Source organism: Brevundimonas sp. GW821-FHT12C05 (genome assembly GCF_058807475.1).
This window is the reverse complement of the sequence record NZ_JBXAQS010000003.1, coordinates 239,554-257,774: the sequence shown is the minus strand read 5'-3', so window position 1 is coordinate 257,774 and position 18,221 is coordinate 239,554. Positions and strand designations below refer to the sequence as shown.

At 68.2% G+C, this 18,221-nt stretch carries 20 protein-coding genes and 1 tRNA gene; 12 read left to right on the top strand and 9 right to left on the bottom strand.

The features are described 5' to 3' along the window. The first annotated feature begins 5 nt into the window (after positions 1–5). Genes lptC through lptB form a run of 3 tightly spaced genes read left to right on the top strand, consistent with a single transcriptional unit; the run spans position 6 to position 1,946 of the window. Entirely contained in the window at positions 6–659 is a 654-nt protein-coding gene (gene lptC, locus AC1RRF_RS13435; RefSeq protein ID WP_492835333.1) for an LPS export ABC transporter periplasmic protein LptC, read from the top strand. Beyond that, positions 659–1,135 (top strand): LptA/OstA family protein, encoded by a 477-nt coding sequence (locus AC1RRF_RS13430; RefSeq protein WP_492835331.1) that lies wholly within the window; start codon positions 659–661, stop codon positions 1,133–1,135. The genes lptC and AC1RRF_RS13430 overlap by 1 nt, the downstream gene beginning before the upstream one ends. A gap of 19 nt (positions 1,136–1,154) precedes the next feature. After that, positions 1,155–1,946, top strand: coding sequence for an LPS export ABC transporter ATP-binding protein (gene lptB, locus AC1RRF_RS13425; RefSeq protein WP_492835329.1), 792 nt, complete (start codon positions 1,155–1,157; stop codon positions 1,944–1,946). 2 nt (positions 1,947–1,948) lie between these two features. Here lptB and AC1RRF_RS13420 read toward each other — a convergent pair whose 3' ends face one another. Next, positions 1,949–2,704 carry a DUF805 domain-containing protein gene (locus AC1RRF_RS13420; RefSeq protein WP_492835327.1) on the bottom strand — a complete coding sequence of 252 codons (756 nt, stop codon included), beginning with the start codon at positions 2,702–2,704 and terminating at the stop codon, positions 1,949–1,951. A gap of 134 nt (positions 2,705–2,838) precedes the next feature. Here AC1RRF_RS13420 and AC1RRF_RS13415 point away from each other — a divergent pair, with 134 nt between their 5' ends. Both AC1RRF_RS13415 and AC1RRF_RS13410 read left to right on the top strand, forming a co-directional pair. Then, the gene (locus tag AC1RRF_RS13415; protein ID WP_492835326.1) at positions 2,839–3,297 is read left to right on the top strand and encodes a hypothetical protein; all 459 of its coding nucleotides are present in this window, start codon (positions 2,839–2,841) and stop codon (positions 3,295–3,297) included. Positions 3,298–3,307: 10 nt separating this feature from the next. Further along, entirely contained in the window at positions 3,308–3,664 is a 357-nt protein-coding gene (locus AC1RRF_RS13410) for a DUF2200 domain-containing protein (protein WP_492835324.1), read from the top strand. Here AC1RRF_RS13410 and AC1RRF_RS13405 read toward each other — a convergent pair. The 4 genes from AC1RRF_RS13405 to AC1RRF_RS13390 form a co-directional block, all read right to left on the bottom strand. Next, complete coding sequence (locus AC1RRF_RS13405; protein ID WP_492835322.1) at positions 3,661–5,235, bottom strand: phage tail sheath family protein; 1,575 nt, start codon at positions 5,233–5,235, stop codon at positions 3,661–3,663. The two genes, AC1RRF_RS13410 and AC1RRF_RS13405, sit on opposite strands and share 4 nt — an antisense overlap. Before the next feature lie 116 nt (positions 5,236–5,351). After that, positions 5,352–5,804 (bottom strand): VOC family protein, encoded by a 453-nt coding sequence (locus tag AC1RRF_RS13400; protein ID WP_492835320.1) that lies wholly within the window; start codon positions 5,802–5,804, stop codon positions 5,352–5,354. A gap of 102 nt (positions 5,805–5,906) precedes the next feature. Beyond that, the gene (locus AC1RRF_RS13395; protein WP_492835318.1) at positions 5,907–6,827 is read right to left on the bottom strand and encodes an FtsW/RodA/SpoVE family cell cycle protein; all 921 of its coding nucleotides are present in this window, start codon (positions 6,825–6,827) and stop codon (positions 5,907–5,909) included. 221 nt (positions 6,828–7,048) lie between these two features. Then, a complete protein-coding gene (locus tag AC1RRF_RS13390) occupies positions 7,049–7,351 on the bottom strand; it encodes a PadR family transcriptional regulator (RefSeq protein WP_492835316.1) in 303 nt (100 codons plus the stop codon). Between the two features lie 372 nt (positions 7,352–7,723). On the opposite strand from AC1RRF_RS13390, the gene AC1RRF_RS13385 reads away from it, so the two are divergent. The 4 genes from AC1RRF_RS13385 to AC1RRF_RS13370 all read left to right on the top strand — a co-directional run bounded on the left by AC1RRF_RS13385 (position 7,724) and on the right by AC1RRF_RS13370 (position 12,384). Further along, the gene (locus tag AC1RRF_RS13385; protein WP_492835314.1) at positions 7,724–8,551 is read left to right on the top strand and encodes a hypothetical protein; all 828 of its coding nucleotides are present in this window, start codon (positions 7,724–7,726) and stop codon (positions 8,549–8,551) included. Continuing rightward, positions 8,551–10,140 (top strand): hypothetical protein, encoded by a 1,590-nt coding sequence (locus tag AC1RRF_RS13380; RefSeq protein ID WP_492835312.1) that lies wholly within the window; start codon positions 8,551–8,553, stop codon positions 10,138–10,140. Before AC1RRF_RS13385 ends, AC1RRF_RS13380 begins: the two co-directional genes overlap by 1 nt. A gap of 251 nt (positions 10,141–10,391) precedes the next feature. Further along, positions 10,392–11,060: a hypothetical protein gene (locus AC1RRF_RS13375; protein WP_492835310.1), complete on the top strand. Its 669-nt coding sequence runs from the start codon at positions 10,392–10,394 to the stop codon at positions 11,058–11,060. Between the two features lie 220 nt (positions 11,061–11,280). After that, a complete protein-coding gene (locus AC1RRF_RS13370; protein WP_492835308.1) occupies positions 11,281–12,384 on the top strand; it encodes a helix-turn-helix transcriptional regulator in 1,104 nt (367 codons plus the stop codon). Between the two features lie 47 nt (positions 12,385–12,431). On the opposite strand, the gene AC1RRF_RS13365 is transcribed toward AC1RRF_RS13370, so the two are convergent. After that, the gene (locus tag AC1RRF_RS13365; protein WP_492835306.1) at positions 12,432–14,015 is read right to left on the bottom strand and encodes a YadA-like family protein; all 1,584 of its coding nucleotides are present in this window, start codon (positions 14,013–14,015) and stop codon (positions 12,432–12,434) included. A gap of 258 nt (positions 14,016–14,273) precedes the next feature. Here AC1RRF_RS13365 and rpoN point away from each other — a divergent pair, with 258 nt between their 5' ends. The 3 genes from rpoN (at position 14,274) to ptsN (ending at position 17,085) form a co-directional block, all read left to right on the top strand. Beyond that, the gene (gene rpoN / locus AC1RRF_RS13360; protein ID WP_492835304.1) at positions 14,274–15,791 is read left to right on the top strand and encodes an RNA polymerase factor sigma-54; all 1,518 of its coding nucleotides are present in this window, start codon (positions 14,274–14,276) and stop codon (positions 15,789–15,791) included. A gap of 86 nt (positions 15,792–15,877) precedes the next feature. After that, positions 15,878–16,543 carry a ribosome hibernation-promoting factor, HPF/YfiA family gene (hpf, locus tag AC1RRF_RS13355; RefSeq protein WP_492835302.1) on the top strand — a complete coding sequence of 222 codons (666 nt, stop codon included), beginning with the start codon at positions 15,878–15,880 and terminating at the stop codon, positions 16,541–16,543. Positions 16,544–16,617: 74 nt separating this feature from the next. Further along, positions 16,618–17,085 (top strand): PTS IIA-like nitrogen regulatory protein PtsN, encoded by a 468-nt coding sequence (gene ptsN / locus AC1RRF_RS13350; protein ID WP_492835300.1) that lies wholly within the window; start codon positions 16,618–16,620, stop codon positions 17,083–17,085. An 89-nt stretch (positions 17,086–17,174) separates the two neighbouring features. Here ptsN and AC1RRF_RS13345 read toward each other — a convergent pair whose 3' ends face one another. From AC1RRF_RS13345 to AC1RRF_RS13335, 3 genes are all read right to left on the bottom strand, one after another. Next, positions 17,175–17,435 carry a DUF1150 family protein gene (locus AC1RRF_RS13345; RefSeq protein ID WP_492835298.1) on the bottom strand — a complete coding sequence of 87 codons (261 nt, stop codon included), beginning with the start codon at positions 17,433–17,435 and terminating at the stop codon, positions 17,175–17,177. 82 nt (positions 17,436–17,517) lie between these two features. Beyond that, complete coding sequence (locus AC1RRF_RS13340; RefSeq protein WP_492835296.1) at positions 17,518–17,937, bottom strand: Hsp20 family protein; 420 nt, start codon at positions 17,935–17,937, stop codon at positions 17,518–17,520. 161 nt (positions 17,938–18,098) lie between these two features. Then, positions 18,099–18,174 (bottom strand) — tRNA-Ala (locus AC1RRF_RS13335). Between the last annotated feature and the right edge of the window lie 47 nt (positions 18,175–18,221).

Here is an 18,221-nt window from a genome sequence, read left to right as displayed (position 1 = left end):
GCCTGATGATCGAGCCGGTCGAGAACCGCGCCGCCGAGGACGAGGCCCGCGTCGCCGCGACGGCCAAGGCCTTCCGCTCGCGTTCACGCCGGGTCCAGCTGCTGCGCCGCCTCCTGCCGGTGCTGATCCTGATTCTGGCCGGCGGCACGATCAGCTGGGTGGTCCTGCGCACCGTCATGTCCGACGTCGAGCGCAAGGCCGGGACCAGCCGCGAGGTCCGTCTCGACAACCCCATGTTCCACGGTCAGGACGCCCAGGGCCGCAGCTTCGTCATCGGGGCCAAGGGCGCGGTGCGTGATCCGGCCACTGGCCGCTTCCGCCTGATCGGCCCGGCGCTGCGCCTGAACCTGGGCGGGCGCAAGGTCACCACCCTGACCGCTGACGGCGGTACGTACGACGAGGTCGCCAAGACCGTGACCATCGGCCCCAACGTCCGGATTTCCGACGGCGGCACCGGCTTTACGCTCGTCACGCCCGAGGCGGTGGTCAATACATCGACCGGCGTCGTGACCGGCGACAAGGGTGTTCAGGGCTCTGGCCCTCTTGGAACCATCAACGCTTCGTCCTATGCGATCTATGAACAGGGCCAACGGGTCGTGTTCAGCGGTACGGGCGATAACAAGGTGCGCGGGACCGTGAACCCGACGAGGGCGAACTGATGAGCAAGACCAGACTTCTGACCGCCGCCGCGCTCGGCCTGGGCCTCATGGCCCTGCCGACGATCGGCGACGCCCAGACCTTCCAGGGCGGGCAACCGATCACTTGGGGCGCCGACCGCGTCGAATATGTGGGCAGCACCTTGAACCTGGTCGGGCGCGCCGAACTGATCCAGGGCGACAACCGCCTGCGCGCCGACCGCATCGCCGGTCTGGACCAGACGGGCGACAGCCGCGTCGAGGCGACCGGCAACGTCTATCTGGTCACGCCGCAACAGACGATCCGCGGCGACCACGCGGTCTTCACCACCAACAACGACACCGTCATCCTGACCGGCGACGTGATCCTGACCCAGGGCGAGAACGTCGTCACCGGCGCGCGTCTGGTGTACAACACCCGCACCGAGGCGGCGCAGATGGAGGGCGGCTCCGGCCGTCGCGTCCAGGGCGTCTTCCACCCCCAGACGCGGGGGAACTGAGCTTCGGCTCGGGTATCGCGTGGCGCGCAAGGAACTTTCAGCCCTCAACGTCCATGACGCGGTCGCCCCGGCGCCGGTCGAGGCCGCGCGCGCGACCGGCCTGCGGGCCGAGCATCTGGCCCGTTCGTTCGGCCAGCGGCAGGTCGTCCGCGACGTCTCCCTGACCGTCCAGCGCGGCGAGGTCGCGGGCCTGCTGGGTCCCAACGGCGCCGGCAAGACGACCTGCTTCTACATGATCACCGGCCTGATTCCGCCGGACGCCGGCTCGATCTGGCTGGACGGCGAGGACATCACGGCCCAGCCGATGTACCAGCGCGCCCGCATGGGCCTGGGCTATCTGGCGCAGGAAGCCTCCATCTTCCGCGGCATGACGGTCGAGCAGAACATCCGCGCCGTCGTCGAACTGCACCAGACCGACCGCGCCAAGGTCGCCCAGGAGACCAGCCGCCTGCTGGAAGAGCTGCGCATCGACCACCTGCGCCACGCCCCGGCCTCGGGTCTGTCGGGCGGCGAGCGTCGCCGCTGCGAGATCGCGCGGGCCCTGGCCGGCAACCCCAGCTTCATGCTGCTGGACGAACCCTTCGCCGGCATCGATCCCCTGGCGATCGCCGACATCCGCCAGGTCATCCGCTACCTGGCCAGCCAGGGCATCGGCGTGCTGATCACGGACCACAACGTCCGTGAGACGCTCGAGATCATCGACCACGCCTCGATCATCTCGGGCGGTTCGGTCCTGTTCGAAGGCAAGGCCGAGGACGTCATCCGCGACCCCGAGGTCCGGCGCGTCTACCTGGGCGACATGTACGCCTGATTTCAGCCGTTGCGGCGGCCGAACGGCTGCGACGGCGCCGTTCCGGGATCATAGGCGGACCGGCCCCAGTCGACCGGCGCGGCCTGGCGGGCCGACGCCGGCTGGGCCTGCGGTCCCGGGCCGAAGTCGAAACGGGGCTTGTACGCCGGCTCCGCGCCCGTCTCGGCCCTGGCCTCGGCGAACAGGGTCTCCAGCCGCGCCTCGTCATAGATCCCGCCGCCCGAGGAATAGCCGCCCGAATGGGGATCTCGCGGGTCGCCGCCGAAGCGGTTCTCGCCTTGCGTGCCCGGCAGCAGGGTCAGGATCAGCAGGATGCCCTGGCAGATCATGCCGATCAGCGACAGCACGCCCGCCGCGCCCAGCCCGGTCAGGATCGTGCCGACGAAGGCCTCGCGGCTCGCGCCCGCGCCGACCGCGCCGGCGGCCGTGATGATCGTGCCGAAGGTCATCACCAGGCTGAGCAGGCCGGGCAGGATCAGGCACAGCCAGATCGCGCCGCGCCCGCTGTCGTGCAGCCGGCGCACCAGCACGGCGTAGTTGGGCACGACCAGGGCGGCCAGGCTGACCATGATCACGCCGAAGGCGATCAGCACGCCGGGCGTCGCCTGGTCGGGTTCGCCGGAGCCCATGGCGCCGAACGTCAGGCCGACCAGCAGGCCGTACCAGAGTCCCTGCAGCACGGCGAACAGCCAGTACTCGCTCCGGCTGGCGCGACCCTTGAAGTCGGCGTAGCGGATCAGCGGTCGGAACATCAGCATGGGAGGCCCCCAAAAAGCCTGTCAGACGAGGCTCAACCTGCGGGCGAGCGATGAACATGTCGCTGACGGAAGAGGTTAACCGCCGCCCGCCCGCCACGCTTGCCCCGGACGGCCCGGTCTCGCACACTCCCGCCATGCAGAGACGTCACGCTCTCCCCCTGACCGCCGCCGCCGCCCTGTTCGCGGTCCTTCCGACCGCCGCCTTCGCCTGTGACTTCGCCCTGCCCGCCGACCCGGCGGGGCGTGAAGCGGCGGCGCGGGCTACGATCGACCAGTTCACCGCCATCATCGACGCCGAGGTCGTCCGCGCCCCCGCCCCGGATCGCCCCGCCCTCGTCCGCGCCGTCCGCGTCTTCAAGGGGCCCCGGCAGGCGCTGTTCGAGATCGGCCCCGAGCGCACCTCCTGCGACATGCCTGTGGGCGGCGTCGGGTCGCGCTGGCGCCTGTTCCTCACGGGCGGCCCGGACCTCTGGCGCGCCGGCGACACCGCCTCCTATCCAGCCGACGAGGACCGGCTGCTGGGCTCGGACCGCGAGCGGGACTGGCCCTTCGTGGGCGTGGCGATCGTTCCTCCCTCGCTCCCGACGGATTGAGGGCGTCCGCATGACCCACCGCGTCTACGCCATCAGTTTCGCCTCGGTTTACCCTCACTACATCGCCAAGGCTGAAAAGAAGGGGCGAACCAAGGCTGAGCTCGACCAGATCATCTTCTGGCTGACCGGCTACACGCCCGCCCAGTTCGAGGCCTTGCTGGCCGACAAGACCGACCTGCGGACCTTCTACACCCAGGCCCCGCGCCTGAACCCGGCCCGCGCGCAGATCACCGGCGTCATCTGCGGCATCCGCGTCGAGACCATCGAGGACCCGCTGATGCGTGAGATCCGCTACCTCGACAAACTCATCGACGAGCTGGCCAAGGGCAAGGCGATGGAGAAGATCCTGCGGGCGCCGCCGCCCTAGCCCTGCCCGGCCGTCTGCTGAAGGTTCAGGATCACGAACTCGGCCGGTCTCGTCGGCGCGAAGCCGATCTGGATATTCACCCGCCCGGCCTCGATGTCGGCCGGCGAGGTGGTGGTGGCGTCGCAGGTCACGAACCAGGCCTGGTTCGAGGCGGATCCGAACAGGGCGCCCTGTTTCCACAAGTCGTTCATGAACGCCGACACCTGGCTGCGCAGGCCCGCCCAGAGGACTTCGTCGTTGGGTTCGAACACCGCCCACCGGGTGTTCTGCAGGGTCCATTCCGTCAGATAGAGCATCAGCCGCCGGACCGGGATGTAGGCGTACGGATCGCCCAGCACGTCGGCTCCGTGCAGGGTGCGCGCGCCCCAGATCAGCGTGCCGCCGATGGGGAAGGTGCGCAGGCAGTTGACGCCCAGCGGGTTCAGCACGCCGTTCTCGGCGTCGGTCAGCACGGCGGGCAGGCCGGCGACGCCGTTGAGCGCCGCGTTCAGCCCCGCCGGCGCCTTCCAGACGCCGGACTGGACATCGGTCTGCGCCCACACGCCGGCCATGTAGCCGCTGTTGGGGAAGGTCCGGACCTGGCCGTCGCGAAGGGGGTCGGCCGCCTGCACCCGGGGGAAGTAGACCGCGGAACTGCGCCCCGCCTCGACGCTGAACGCGCCCAGGTCGGCCGGCGACACCGCCTGCAACTCGCCCCGCGCATAGTCCGCCTGCCATCGCGTCGGCGGATCGATGATCAGCATCGCATTGCGCAGGACGCAGTATTCCGCCGCCCTCTGGTAGACGACCGGCGGCGTGTCGCCGTCGATGTCGTCGGGCGGAATGCACAGGATGTTGAAGCCCGGCGTCTGGTCCAGCGCATACAGGCCGGTCTTCCGCACCGGATCGCCCAGATAGGCTCCGATCGACAGGGGTGCTGAATCCCGGCCGCCCTGGCCCTGACCGCTCGCGCCCGCCCCCACGGTCCCGCCGCTTCTCCAGGTCACCAACTGCGACTGCTCGGCCAGCACGTGGCGCAGCAGCCGCGCGGGATAGGCCGGGTCCAGGGTGACGTTGGCGAACCGTTCGCTCCGGACCGCGCCGTTCGTCTCCTCATAGGCGACGGTCAGGTTGAACAGGCAGGCTGGATCGGACACCCCCAGCCCGCGCGCGACCTCCGCGGTGACGCCCGTCGCATCGACCGTGGCGCTCAGGCGGTCGCCCCAGCTTCCGGGAGACGCGGCGGTCAGCACCAGGGGTTCGGTCTCACCCTCAGCCGCCGGGCCCAGCGGCAGGGATGCGAAACCATCCGTGTCGCCGCCGGCGGGAGGCCCGAACAGCCGGACGCACACCGCCTGGCCCCCGCCGTTCTCGAAGAAGGCGTTGACCTGGTAGGACATCGAACTGTCCCCATCCAGGCCGCCGAAGACGCGCTGGTAGTCTCCCCAGCTGTTCAGCGTCACGGCCGTGTTCACCGGCCCCATCGGCGCCCGGCCGATGAAGGCCGCCAGCGAGGTCGTGACCCCGGAGTTGGGCGGCGGCGAACCGATCTCCTGCACATAGACCCCCGGATACGAGACCGTCAGAGCCATTATCCCGTCCCCCGAGGCCGTTTCCGCTCGCCGGCGCTTGAACGCGCGGTTGTGAAGCGCGATCCTGTTCGCGGCCCGCGTGGCCGTCAACGTCTCGTCGGCGGCGACGTTCGGCCCTACCGCCCGTCGGCCAGCGGCTCCGCCAGTCCGATCAGCAGCCCTTCCGGCCCGCGGATGTAGCAGAGGCGATAGGCGTTCTCGTACTGCACCACCTCGCCCACCAGCTGCGCGCCCAGCGGGCGCAGCCGCGCCAGCACGTCGTCGATGTCGCTGACCGTGAACATGGCCCGCAGATAGCCCAGGGCGTTCACCGGCGCGGTCCGGTGATCGGCGACCACCGCCGGCGCCAGGAACCGGGACAGCTCCAGCCGGCTATGCCCGTCCGGCGTCACCATCATCGCCACCTCGACGCTCTGGTCGCCCAGCCCGGTCACCCGTCCGGCCCACTCCCCCTCGATCCGGCCGCGTCCCTCGCAGGTTAGCCCCAACTCGGTGAAGAATGCCACGGCGTCGTCGAGCGACTCCACGACGATGCCGATGTTGTCCATTCGCAGGAGTTGGCTGGGCATGGGTTGGGTCCCCGGGCGGTGCTGAAGATCGAGGGTCAGCTTAGGACTCAACGCGGCGGTTGGCGACGTCCGCTTTCGGGCGGATCCGGCGCATGCCTGATGTCACGGCGCGGCGACGACCAGGTTCGACTCCGCGCTTTCCGGCCTTGCCGTCGGTGCGACGCCGCCAGTCTGCGGCAGGCGCGACTGGCTCCACGCCCGCGGCAAACCGACCGTGGCCAGGATGTAGCCGACGATCGAGCTTCCGCTGTAGGCGACCAGGGGCGTCGGATAGTCCGCGACGATCGCGGCGATGATGATCGCCGCCCAGGTCGCGCCAAAGGCCGCATGGACCGCCCGGTGGCTCCGATCGCCGACGAAGCCCAGCGCGGCGGGCAGGATCAGTAGGGCGGCCCCGCCCCATACCGCCGCGCCCGGCGCCAGGCCCGCCGAGAAGGCCGTCCGGAAGACGCGGTCCACGAACAGCATGGCCGGCACCACGTCCGGCCGCAGCCAGGTCACCGCGAAGCCGGCGATCGACGCGATCAGGCAGAGCAGCCCGAGCCGATCACGGCTCACCAGGACGACCGCGGCGAGCCCCGCGGCCAGCGCGCCTGCCATCGCCCGGTCGGGCTGAAGCGCCAGGGCGACGGCCGCCAGCCCCACGCCCAGCGTCGTGAGCGCGTCTCGGGCGCGGGCGAAGACGGTGATCAGAAGCGGCAGAAGGATCAGGCTGGGCTGCAGGACCACCCCTCCGACGGAGATCCAGCGCCGGGCGCCCGTCGCCTCGTGACCCAGGGTGGCGGTCAGGAGCAACGCCACGCCGATCGCCACGGCCAGCACGCCCGCCAAGGGACGCTGGACCGGATCGCGGCCCAGCAGGGGAAGAACGACGATGAAGCCCGCGGCCAGGGCCGCCAGGTTCATGGTCAGCATCCGAACCGGCGCGCCGGTGGTGCTGAGATAGACCAGGCCCAGAAGCGTCGCTGCGGTCGCGCAGACGAGGGCGAGGCCGCGGCCCCGCCAGAGATCTTGAACCTTCATTCCGGCCTCCCCCTGTGTTTCGGCCCTGTCAGGCGACAGGGCCCTCTGAAATGCATCCGTGAGGCCGGCCCTCGCGGCCCAGACCACGCACCCGAGCGCGAAGAGCACGGCCGCTCCCGGCCGATCGATCTCGGCCGCTTCCCTCGCCATGGCTTCCGTCCAATGGCGCAGGTGCGCCGGCGCCCACGACTGGCATGCGCGTACGATCCGCTCGGCGGCCGTCACGCGGGGTGTCCCGCCGGCGTCGCCGCCTGCGTCTTCAGGGGCGGGTTCTCCGCCGCCAGCCGGTGACCCGCGGCCGTCAGTCGATAGGCGTGGCGAGGCGGACGCCCACCCTCCGCGGGCAGCCACTCCGCCTCCAGATGGCCCTGGCCCTCAAGCCGGATGAGCAGCGGATAGAGCGTCCCCGACTTGAGCCCGGCGGCCCGGCACAGATCATAGCCATGCGACCACCCCGGGCTCGCCTCGGCCAGGATCGCGAGCACGGAACGCGTAGCGGGAGAAGGCGCGCGGGAACGGGTCATGCCCATAACTCTACATAGGTAGAGTTTTAGTCAAGGGTGTTTTCGCGGTCGCCAAAGGACGGCCGCGGTTTGCTCGACCGACGCCATCGCCGTGGCGGCCCAAGCCCCCCTCGATCCGGCACCGCCCTTCGCAGGTCACCCAGCGCGGCGAAGGAGGTCACGGCGTCGTCCAGAGACTCCACGATGATGCCGATGGTGTCCATTCGCAGGAGCTGGCTGGGCATAGGGAAGGGGGCGGCTGGGTAGAACGGTCTGAGCGAGTTTGTACGGGCCCTGGCAGTTTGGTAACCTTGAAGGCGAAAAGAACGGCAATCGCTCATTCTATATTCTGAGACGGTGGGCCCAATCCGCTCTAGGGTAGGCGAAGTGGCGATGAGCAATAGCAACCAGGCTCGGAACCTCTCCGACATCGTCTCACTAGAAGCGTGGCACGACGAACTGGCCTGCGACCTGGGCCGGTCTGATCTGCACGTTGAGGCATCGTTCATGACCGGCCGCATGGGCGGTGGAGCTGACAACCCTGTGCGGTTCAAGTTGACACTGCGTCAGGCTGAACTGGTGGTCGTGGTTCCCGCTACGGAGCCGGTAAAGGTAGATCCAACGAGCGTGCGACGAGATACGCGAGACCGAAGGGCGACCGTCAAGGACACCTATAAGCAAAGCGGCAAATTGGAAGGCTCAGCAGCCGCCAAGATTAAGGTGGGGGCGACCGCGGCCGATGTGAATTTTGAGATGGGTGGAGGCGCGTCGGGATCAGCTAGCAGGGACCATTTAATCGAGATTTCAGAGAACATTCGCTCGATCGTTGCGGTTCACGGTAAGACGGCTGACGGTGCCCATTTCTGGACATTGTCGCCCGCAATAGGGGAAACGCTTGATGGGCGACCTTGGGACGGTGTGAATGAGCCGCGCCTGACGCTGGTAGATACCCGCAAAGCCGAATCGCGCAGCCTGCCGGCGACGGTGCGTGTTGAAATTCGGTGTCGGCGGGAGGACCTGGAAATTTCCGACATCGTGCTTACTGACGACAAGCGGCAGGGGTTGTTCAAGAAGGATCCCAATCGCCGAAACAAGCTGGCCGCCGCCGAGGCCCTCATCCGAACCCGGATGTTTGAGGAAGGCCTTCTTGAAAGCGGCGCCGACTTGAATGACCCGTATGCCCGCATGACTATCGCGGTCGTTTCGGCCGAAAGTGTCTGATGACGCGGTCCGATGAAGACTGGCGCGACGCGGTCGCCCGCATTCTGGAAGCCGACACCGGCGATTTGCGCGCCCTCGCAACTCTCGCAGGCGCAGATCCGCGAACCCTTTATATTGGTACGCGGTTGGACGGCGTCGACGTGCGAGGCCAAGACCTCCGGGGAATGAACCTGGAGTATGTGGATAAGTCGAAGATCAAGCATGACGAGGCGACCCGCTTCGACGAGGTGGCAGGCAGGCTGCCACTGATATATTTGAGTGAGCAGGATGTCGATCGCACCAGCGTCGGCCGCCTATCGAAATGGACGCCTTTCATTCTGGCCGAACTGGAGGTGGCGGCATTCCAAAGGGCTGCTGCTGCGCACGATGGCCCGATCTTTATCTTGGCATGGGGGCCGCCGTCGAAGAGCGCCCTCGAGATGGCGCGGGCGCTTTCGATCACAGGAATTGATTATCTGCTCGTAGTCATCGACGACGCACGATCCCTGCGGAAACGAGCCGAACATACGTTGCCTCTTCCGCTCGAGGAGCCATCACTTAGTGTGCTATCCAACGCGTCAATGCTTGGGTTCCGTCGTAAGGTAGTCACGCCGGAGGCTCGGGACGCCATGTGGGTTATGGCGGATCGATGGGCCGATCGACAAATGTTCTTCCATGGACGGGACGCTTGGTTCGCTCGCGCCCGGGGGGTTGGGGCTCACCCACAGCGCGACGCCGCTGCGCAGATTCTTGATCGGCTTACAGGGCTCTCGATCTCGGCGCGACGTTCAATAGTTGTCGCGCCCCTACGGAGTTCCGACCGGAACAATGTAGATGTCGACCGCCCCGCCATGCGGTTGTTGAACAGCAAGGTCGCAACCGCTGTAACCGCGCGCCATACCCGAGAAGATTTCCATCTCGCGGCGTTCGGCGAATTTGTCCGTCAAGACCACCCCGATGACTATCTGCGTACTACCCTGGAAGCCCTTTTGGCCCGAGAAACGACGAGGCCTGCGCCACGCACTCTCAATATCGCATCTCGAACAGGATCGTTGGAGGTCCAATCTGATAATGGGTGTGAGCTTTTAAGTCGAAAGATTGTGTACCATGATCCGTACATCGATCTAAACCAAGTAAGTTCCATTGTTCTCAGCGAGCGCGCAGATATCGGTACAGTGGTGGAGCGCCTGATAGTTGCTGGTGAGCTTTGGGTGACTAGCCGCGACCTTCTCGCGCTACCGCCGGATGGGATGAACATCCAGCTTCTTATTGCGGCGCAGCTGCGTCGGGTGGCTCGTACAATGAATGGGCGACCGCGCCGGATTTATCTGGAGTTGTTGTTGCGCCAAGCTCTGCGCGACTCAGCGTTGTTGGTAGATGAGGGAGAGCGCCTATTGGAGGGGCTCCGGCGGGGCGATTTTTCTGAACACTATGACCTCAGTCTTTCCAAATTGTTGGTGCACCCCTATGGCACAAGTGGTTTGCTGAGAATCGTTCCGCTTAGTTTGGGTGAGCGGTCTGTGGTCGATGAACAATTTGATCTTCATCTAACTGCAGATTCTGACGGGGTACAGATCTTTGGCCTCCGCCATTTCAGTCTTGAAGCTTGAGCTTCACCTAGCGTTTCCAACCAAATACATTATCCGTACGACCGTCCGACGAAATTCTCCGGGATGGGCGGTACAATCACGGCAATTCATCAAACCTATCAGAGGCAACAACTAGATCGAGGAGCCACACAATCAGTTCAGCGCTCGGTTGGACTATTATGTCCGGTAGTCAGCAATTAGCCTTTCCGCCATCCCATCCGTCCAATCCTGACGCACCCCCATGCCATCCTCCCCGCCATAGGAGGACCGCCGTGCACCCCACCGACCCCGCCGTTCCGTCCAGCGCCGCCCCCGCCGGCCACGCGCTCCGCAGCCAGGCCGTCTGGGACCTCGCCCGCCGCGACTACCTCGCGGGCGACTCCCGCACCCAGGTCTGCGACCGCTACGGCCTGAACCCGTCCACCTTCACGGACCGGGCGAAGCGCGAGGGCTGGCGCAAGGCGGACCAACCGGACCCGTCGCCCGTCCCCGACGACGATCCCGAGGCCGACGATCCCGTCGATTGCGCGGCCCTGGCCGAGGACGCCCTGGTCCGGGTGCGGCGGGCGCTCAGGCGCGGGCGGGCGGCGGAGGCGGCGTCGTGGATGCGGCTGCACGAGAAGCTGGCCGCGCGGCTGGAGGCCGACCGCGAGGCCGCGCGGCGGCGCGAGCGGGTGGAGGAGATGCGGGGCTCGGCCGGCGCCGCGGAGCCTCTGGAGCGCGCCCTCGCGCCGCTGCGCGATCGGCTGGCCGTCATCGCGGGCGTGACCGGGACGCACCTGCGTCTCGCCCGGGCGTGGCGGCAGGGCATCCTGACCAAGATGGACTTTCACCAGCTGTCGGCGCTGAACGACGGCGCGGTCGAAGATCTGAAGCTGGCGATCGACGCCGCCGATCCGCACGCTTCGCACCCGGATTTTTCCACCGCGCCCGACCCGTGAGGCCTGCGGGGCTCCCGGCCCGGCCCGCCTTCCGTGGACGTCATCCGCGATCCGGAAAACCGGCGGGTCCGGGTTCGATCATCGGGTCCGCCGTCCGTGACCGGCGCCATCGACAAGCCCTGGAATTTGGAGGAACGATGGTGTGTCGCATGCCGGACGAGTCCTGCCTGCGTCCGGCGAGGCGGTCTCCCCCCAAGCCACGGTGCGACAAGGACAGCGGATGACCGAACACCTCGTCGAACGGATCTACGAAGCGGCCTTCGTGCCCGATCTGTGGCCCGAGGTTCTCGACAGCCTGTCCGGCGGGTCCAGCGCCGACAACGGCTCGATGTTCGTCTACAACCAGAAGGGGGCTCCGCATCGACGCCAGACCTCGCAGCAGGACGACGCCCAGTTCACCGACCTGATGGCTCAATACTGCGCCGACGGAACCTGGCAGCGGTCGACGATCACGGCCTATCTGCGCGATCTGCCGCCTTCGAGCTTCGTCCATGGCGACGACTACTTTCCCACCGACGTCGTCGAGTCGGACTTCCTGGACGGCGCCTGCCGGGCGCGCGGCAAGGGCAGCTTGATCCTGACGTGGTTCGCCATGCCGACGCGGGCCGAGGACGCCGTCGTCGTGCTGGAACGCGACCGGGACGCGGGGCGGCCGGAGGATCGCGTGCTGTCCTGGCTCAACACCCTGCGGCCGCACCTGGCGCGGGCGCTGATGATCTCCGCCCGGCTGAATCTCGAACGGGCGGCCAACACGGTGCAGACCCTGTCGCAGCTCGGCCTGCCCGCCGCCGTCCTGGCCGCCAATGCGACGGTCCTGGCCGCCAACCCCCTGTTCGAGGCTCTGAAGGGGCCGTTCCGGATCGGCGCCTTCGATCGCCTGTCCCTGGTCGGCGACCTGGCCAACGACCTGTTCAGGGCCGCGGTCGCCAACGCCGATCCCAGTGGAGCGGGCGTCAAATCCATTCCCTTGCCGGCGCGCGGCGACCATCCGCCGATGATCATCCACGTGGCGCCGATCGAGCGTAGCGCCCACGACATCTTCAACCAGGCGGCCTGTATCGTCATCGTGACGCCGATCGGCGTCGTCGATGTTCCCGACGGCGCCATGCTGAACGGCCTGTTCGACCTGTCCCCGGCGGAGGCCCGGCTGGTCCAGAAGCTGGCGCACGGGATGACGATCAACCAGGTCGCCGACCACCTGGCCCTGTCGGTCGCCACCCTGCGCACCCAGCTGAGGTCGGTGTTCGCCAAGACCGGCACGTCCCGGCAGGCCGAGTTGAGCCGGCTGATCGGATCGATGGGCGGCCTCTCTCCACCGGGATGATCGGGGCTGGACGAGGCCGACCGGGATCACCCCGGGTCCGGGAGAGGTCAGAAGATGTCGAAGCCGATGCCGACGCCGCCGGACTGTTCGCCGTGGCGGCCGAAGGCGCCGCCGACCGAGACGGACACGCCGTTGCGCAGGCGACGACCGTAGCCGACGGACAGCGCCTCCTCGCCGTTCTGGAAGCCCAGGCCGACGGCCACGCGGCCCCGTCCCGGCATGGCGCCCGCGGCGTTCATGGCCATGTTCAACTGGGCGCTGCTCATCGCTCCCAGCCGGTCGATCCTCTGGCCTTGTTCGCCGAAGCGCCGATCGACGGAGTCGCCCATGGCGGCGAGCCGGCCATCGACGGCGGCCACGGCCTGATCCGTATAGGCCTTGGAGGCGTTGAGGGTCGCGACGTCGCCGGCGTCGGCGTAGGTCCGGGCGCTGGCCAGGGTCGCGGCGTCACCGGCGTCGGCATAGGTGCGGATCACCTGGTCCGCGGCGTCCATCTGGCGACGGTTGACGGCGTCGGTGGGGGCGACCCCGTCGGCGACGTTGCTCACCCGCGTGCCGTTGGCGCCCTCCAGGGTCAGGGTGTCGCGCGAAGCGTCGTCGTAGGCGGGGGCCAACGGATTGCCTGGGCCGATCGGGCCCTGGGGGCCTTGCGGACCGGTGGGACCCGTCGGGCCGGCGGGACCGGTCGGCCCCGGCGTTCCGGCGCCCAGGGCGGTCAGCCGGGCGTCCACGGCGCCGAACGCCGCCGCGATGTTGCTGTACTGTACGCCCTGGATGGTGAGGTTCGGGAACAGGAAGCCCTGGCTGGTGAAGGTGCCGTCATAGATCGCGCCGCCGCCCAACACCTGGGCGAGGATCCCGCCGACGAAGTTGGTCTTGCTCATCAGCTGGCTGAAGTTGACCGCGTCCATGGCCTCGACGGCGTTGGCGACGTGGATGATGTTGCGTTCGGCGTCGGCCGCGCCGACGGACAGGGCGTACTGCCGGTCGCCGACCGCGCCGTAGCCGATCGCTGTGGCTCCCAGCGCCGTGGTCGTGGCGTTGACGCCGAAGGCGGCGCTGCGGTCCGCGCCGGCGACGACGTTCTGCCCGACGGCCACGCTGCTATCCCCCTCGGCTCGGCTGCCCACGCCCGCGGCGAAGCTGTAGTTTCCCGCGGCGATCGCGCCTGCACCGAAGGCGGCCGACGATATGCCCAATGCCGCGGCGACTTCCTGGTCGCGGTCGATAAGACCGTCGCCATTGAGGTCATACCAGCCGCCCACGGCGATCGCGCCCGTCGCCGCCTGACCGGTTTGCGCGTAATAGCCGAAAGCGCTGCTGAAGCCGCCCCTGGCTTCACTCGAGTAGCCGAAGGCGTTGCTGTAGGCGCCCAGGGCGCTGTTGCGCCGGCCGTAGGCGTTGGCCCGGTCGCCGCTGGCGTTGTTGGATGTTCCGAACGCGCTGTTGAAGGGCGTGCAGGTCGTGTTCGCGCCGCCGGGGTTCTCCTGGCCCTCGTCGGTGGTGGGAGGCGGCACGGTCATCACCGATTCGTCGGGATTCAGGCAGGCCGCGTCCTGCGCCTGGGCCAACCCCGGCAGGCCGAGGCCGCCGGCGGCGGCGACCGCGCCCGCCATCAGCAGGTTGCGCAAGCTGATCCGCCGCGCGCGCCGTGGCGCGGGGTTATCACCGGTGGTGTGACCAGAAGCAGACATAAGACCCTCCAAAAACGCATGACAGCGATGGGGGGATCTGGTCCGCGTTCCGGGGGCCTCGCATCATCCATATGGATGAAGGCGGCGCGGGAAATGCGCGGCGGCGGCGCCGTCGTCAGGGCATCGGCGCTTAGAGCCCCGTTAACCGCTTCGGCCACAAAGTGGCCGAAGCAAGTTTCGGGCCAGACGCCCGGCATGGGGAATGCGGTGCTCGGACAGAGGCTGGAGATCAGGCAGGGCCAGGGGCTGGTCATCACGCCCCAGCTGCAGCAGGCCATCAAGCTGCTGCAACTGTCCAACCTTGAGCTGGAGGCCTTCGTCGAGGCCGAGCTGGAAAAGAACCCCCTGCTGCAGCGCGAGGACGCCGAGCCGGGCGAGATCAATGACGCGACCCCCGAGCGGATCGAGGTCGCCGACCGCGCCGAGATGACCTTCGAGGACGGCCGCAGCGCCGACGCGGGCGACTCCGTCGATGCGCGGGGCGACGATGTCTACGGCGACGCCGCCCCGGGCGAGCGCGGGGCGGACCGCACCGACGACGGCCAGCCCGGTCTGACCGATTGGTCGCGCGCCGGCTCAGGCGGCGGCCTGCCGGACGGGGAGGGGCGCGAGCAGCCCGATACGCGCGAAAGCACCCTGTGGGAGCACCTGCAGGTCCAGGCCTCGCAGGCGGGCTTCTCGCCGGCCGACCACGGCATCGCCCTGACCCTGATCGACATGGTCGACGAGGGCGGCTACCTGCGCGGCGACCTGGCCGAGGTCGCCGACCGGCTGGGCGTAGACGGCGAACGGATCGAGCGCGTGCTGGCCGTCTGCCACGGGTTCGAGCCGACCGGCGTCATGGCCCGATCGGTGCCGGAATGTCTTGAACTGCAGCTGATCGAGCGCAACCGCTTCGATCCGGCCATGGCCGCCCTGCTCGAGAACCTCGACCTGCTGGCCAAGCGGGACCTGGCGGGCCTGCGCAAGATCTGCGGCGTCGACGCCGAGGACATGGCCGAGATGATCGCCGAGCTGAAGGCGCTGACGCCCCGTCCCGGCGCGGGCTTCGGCGGCGAGCCGGCCCAGACGGTGATCCCCGACGTCCACGTCCGCGCCGATCCGGCCGGCGGCTGGAAGGTCGAGCTGAACGCCGACACCCTGCCGCGCCTGATCATGGACAAGCGCTATCACGGCGTCGTCGCCGGCGCGGCGCGGACGGATGTCGACAAGACCTTCGTCGCCGAATGCGCCGCCCAGGCCAGCTGGTTGGTCAAGTCGCTGGACCAGCGGGCCAAGACCATCCTCAAGGTCTCGTCGGAGATCGTGCGTCAGCAGGACGCCTTCCTGGCCTTCGGCGTTGAGTTCCTGCGCCCCCTGAACCTGAAGACCGTCGCCGACGCCATCGGCATGCACGAGTCGACGGTGTCTCGGGTGACCTCGAACAAATACGTCTCCACGCCCCGGGGCGTGTTCGAGCTGAAATTCTTCTTCACCGCCGCGATCCAGTCCTCGGACGGCGGCGCGCTTCACTCCGCCGAGGCCGTCCGTCACCGGATCAAGTCGATGATCGATGGCGAGGGCCGCGACGGCGATGTTCTGTCCGACGATCGCATCGTCGAACTCCTCAGCGAGGCCGGCATCGACATCGCCCGCCGCACGGTGGCGAAGTACCGGGAAGCGCTGCGGATTCCGTCGTCTGTCGAGCGCAAGCGGATGCTGAAGGCCGGGTGAGGGACCTGCGACCAATCGCGCAAGCGTGACTGCCGATTTCGGTGTTCTTCGTTGACACCAAACGCGCGCGGTCGCGTTCTATGAGCATGCAAGTCCAAGTGAGCGGCAAGCACGTAGATGTCGGCGAAGCGTTAGGCTCGCGCATCTCCCAGGAACTCGAAGACGGGATCGGAAAATACTTCGAACGCGGTGCTGAAAACGCCGAGGTCGTGGTGTCGAAGGACGGTCACGGCTTCAAGGTGGACTGTTGGGTCCGCCTTGCGTCGGGGCAGGCCATCGTCACCACCGGGCTGGGCGGAGACGCCCACGGCGCCTTCTCCGACTCGCTCGACAAGCTCGAGAAGCGGGTCCGCCGTTACAAGCGCCGCCTGAAGGATCACCATATCGGGCCCAAGCGTCTCTCCCCGGAGAAGACCGAGGACGCCGCCCGCGAGGTCGCCCGCAGCATCGTCCTGCGTAACCCGGACGAGGTCGAGGACGACACCTTCGGCGAAGCGGGTGCGCCCGGCGAGCCGCCGCCCGTCGGCATGGTCATCGCGGAGACCGAAACCGAGATCCGCACCATCACCGTCGGCCGCGCCGTGGCCGAGCTGGACATGACCGGCTATCCAGTCGTCGTCTTCCGCAACGCCGCCCACGGCGGCATCTCGGTGGTCTACCGTCGCCCGGACGGGAATGTGGGCTGGATCGACCCTGAGCGTAAGGCGATCTCGCTCAACGGACACGGTTCGGTAAACGGTCGTACGTCATAGTGCTTCCCACAAGGGGGCGGGTGCTCTAAAGGGCGCCCGCCCACCCGGGATGATCGAGTAGAGTCGGGGTTCCAATGGACATCGGTGATTTGCTGGCGGACGGCGGTGTCGTTCTGCGCAGCGGCGCGTCGTCGAAGCGCCAGGCCCTTCATGTGGTGGCTGACGTCGCCGCACAGGCCCTGGGCATGCCCGAGGCGCGCGTGCTCGAAGCTTTGCTGGAGCGCGAGGCGCTGGGGTCGACCGGCCTCGGTTCGGGCGTCGCGGTTCCGCACGCCCGTCTGGAGGGCGTCAGCCGGGTGACGGCGGTCTTCGTGCGCCTCGATACGCCCGTCGCATACGGCTCGGTGGACGACCGCCCCGTGGACCTGCTGTTCGCCCTGTTCGCTCCGCCCAGCGACGGCGCGGAGCACCTGCGGGCCCTCGCAGCCGTCTCGCGCGCCCTGCGCTCGTCCGAGATGCGCGAGCAACTGCGTCAGGCCCATACGGCCGACGCCATCCGCGCCCTTTTCGTGCGCGACCACGTCCCGGCTACGGCCGCCTGACGGCGGTCGTCCAGTGCGCTAGCGGCGCTCGCGCGACGAGCGCCTGCTTGCGCGCGTACGGCTGATCTCTGGTGGATTGAGCGGGCCGGTCAGTGGACCGACACGGGCTCCAGTTCGTGGGCCACGGCGGTGGCGAAGGCGGTGTCGCGGTCGGTCATGATGGCCAGGCGCTCGCCGTCGGCGCCGTGCACGGCGTAGAGGGTCGCTTCCGGATCCACGGACAGGCCCTGGATCGCCGTAGCAGGCGTGTCGGCCATGATGTCTGCGGCGCGGATCTCGCGCACATAGACGAGGTCGGGGGCGCCGAGTTCGGCGAAGTCCTGTCGGGTCATCTTCAGTTCGGGCGTCATGCGACCGCCTCCTTATGTTCAGCTAACGCCTGTGCGGCGCTTGGGTTCGGCCCCGAAAGCGGCGGCCGCAGAAACAACGGGTTCAGCCCGTCGTGATGGGGATGCGCCGCAGGACGGGAAGGTCCTCAGGACGGCTCATGTCGACATGCAGCAGGCCATGCTCCAGGCGAGCCTCGTCGACCTCCAGCCCGTCCGCCAGCACGAAGCTGCGGACGAAGCCACGACCGGCGATGCCGCGGTGCAGGAAGGACTGGTCGGCCTTGCCCGCGTCCTCGCGCTTGCCGGCGACGGTCAGCTGGCGGCCCTCGAGGGTGATCGCCAGATCGTCCGGGCCGAAACCCGCGACCGCCAGGGTGATGCGCACCGACCGCTCGCCGCGCTGCTCGACATTGTAGGGCGGGTAGCTGTCGGCCGCCGCCCGCTGGGCGCGGTCGATCAAGGCCCGGGTGTGGTCGAAGCCCAGAAGGAAGGGGCTGTCGAACAGGATGGTGCGCGTGGTCATGTCTCAAGCCCCCGAAGCAGGCATTCGCGCCGTCCACGCCCCCCGAAATCGGCAGGGCGCCGGCTGAAGGATAGATGGGACCGGACGCCCGGCAGTGCAACGGCTCACGCTGACCAGGGCCGGAATTGGAGAAGGCCCCGCAGTTTCCCGCGGGGCCTTCATGGTGGAGCTTAGCGGAGTCGAACCGCTGACCTCTTGCATGCCATGCAAGCGCTCTACCAACTGAGCTAAAGCCCCGAACCGTTGCCGGTCAGTCCGCCGAGGTGTTGGTGTTGGCCCCCGGC

What these genes read in the sequence shown, in the direction of transcription:
- lptC (WP_492835333.1), top strand. Translation starts at nt 6, where the DNA reads ATGATCGAGCCGGTCGAGAACCGCGCCGCCGAGGACGAGGCCCGCGTC.
- AC1RRF_RS13430 (WP_492835331.1), top strand. Translation starts at nt 659, where the DNA reads ATGAGCAAGACCAGACTTCTGACCGCCGCCGCGCTCGGCCTGGGCCTC.
- AC1RRF_RS13420 (WP_492835327.1), bottom strand. Translation starts at nt 2,704, where the DNA reads ATGCTGATGTTCCGACCGCTGATCCGCTACGCCGACTTCAAGGGTCGC.
- AC1RRF_RS13415 (WP_492835326.1), top strand. Translation starts at nt 2,839, where the DNA reads ATGCAGAGACGTCACGCTCTCCCCCTGACCGCCGCCGCCGCCCTGTTC.
- AC1RRF_RS13410 (WP_492835324.1), top strand. Translation starts at nt 3,308, where the DNA reads ATGACCCACCGCGTCTACGCCATCAGTTTCGCCTCGGTTTACCCTCAC.
- AC1RRF_RS13405 (WP_492835322.1), bottom strand. Translation starts at nt 5,235, where the DNA reads ATGGCTCTGACGGTCTCGTATCCGGGGGTCTATGTGCAGGAGATCGGT.
- AC1RRF_RS13400 (WP_492835320.1), bottom strand. Translation starts at nt 5,804, where the DNA reads ATGCCCAGCCAACTCCTGCGAATGGACAACATCGGCATCGTCGTGGAG.
- AC1RRF_RS13395 (WP_492835318.1), bottom strand. Translation starts at nt 6,827, where the DNA reads ATGAAGGTTCAAGATCTCTGGCGGGGCCGCGGCCTCGCCCTCGTCTGC.
- AC1RRF_RS13390 (WP_492835316.1), bottom strand. Translation starts at nt 7,351, where the DNA reads ATGACCCGTTCCCGCGCGCCTTCTCCCGCTACGCGTTCCGTGCTCGCG.
- AC1RRF_RS13385 (WP_492835314.1), top strand. Translation starts at nt 7,724, where the DNA reads ATGAGCAATAGCAACCAGGCTCGGAACCTCTCCGACATCGTCTCACTA.
- AC1RRF_RS13380 (WP_492835312.1), top strand. Translation starts at nt 8,551, where the DNA reads ATGACGCGGTCCGATGAAGACTGGCGCGACGCGGTCGCCCGCATTCTG.
- AC1RRF_RS13370 (WP_492835308.1), top strand. Translation starts at nt 11,281, where the DNA reads ATGACCGAACACCTCGTCGAACGGATCTACGAAGCGGCCTTCGTGCCC.
- rpoN (WP_492835304.1), top strand. Translation starts at nt 14,274, where the DNA reads ATGGGGAATGCGGTGCTCGGACAGAGGCTGGAGATCAGGCAGGGCCAG.
- hpf (WP_492835302.1), top strand. Translation starts at nt 15,878, where the DNA reads ATGCAAGTCCAAGTGAGCGGCAAGCACGTAGATGTCGGCGAAGCGTTA.
- ptsN (WP_492835300.1), top strand. Translation starts at nt 16,618, where the DNA reads ATGGACATCGGTGATTTGCTGGCGGACGGCGGTGTCGTTCTGCGCAGC.
- AC1RRF_RS13345 (WP_492835298.1), bottom strand. Translation starts at nt 17,435, where the DNA reads ATGACGCCCGAACTGAAGATGACCCGACAGGACTTCGCCGAACTCGGC.
- AC1RRF_RS13340 (WP_492835296.1), bottom strand. Translation starts at nt 17,937, where the DNA reads ATGACCACGCGCACCATCCTGTTCGACAGCCCCTTCCTTCTGGGCTTC.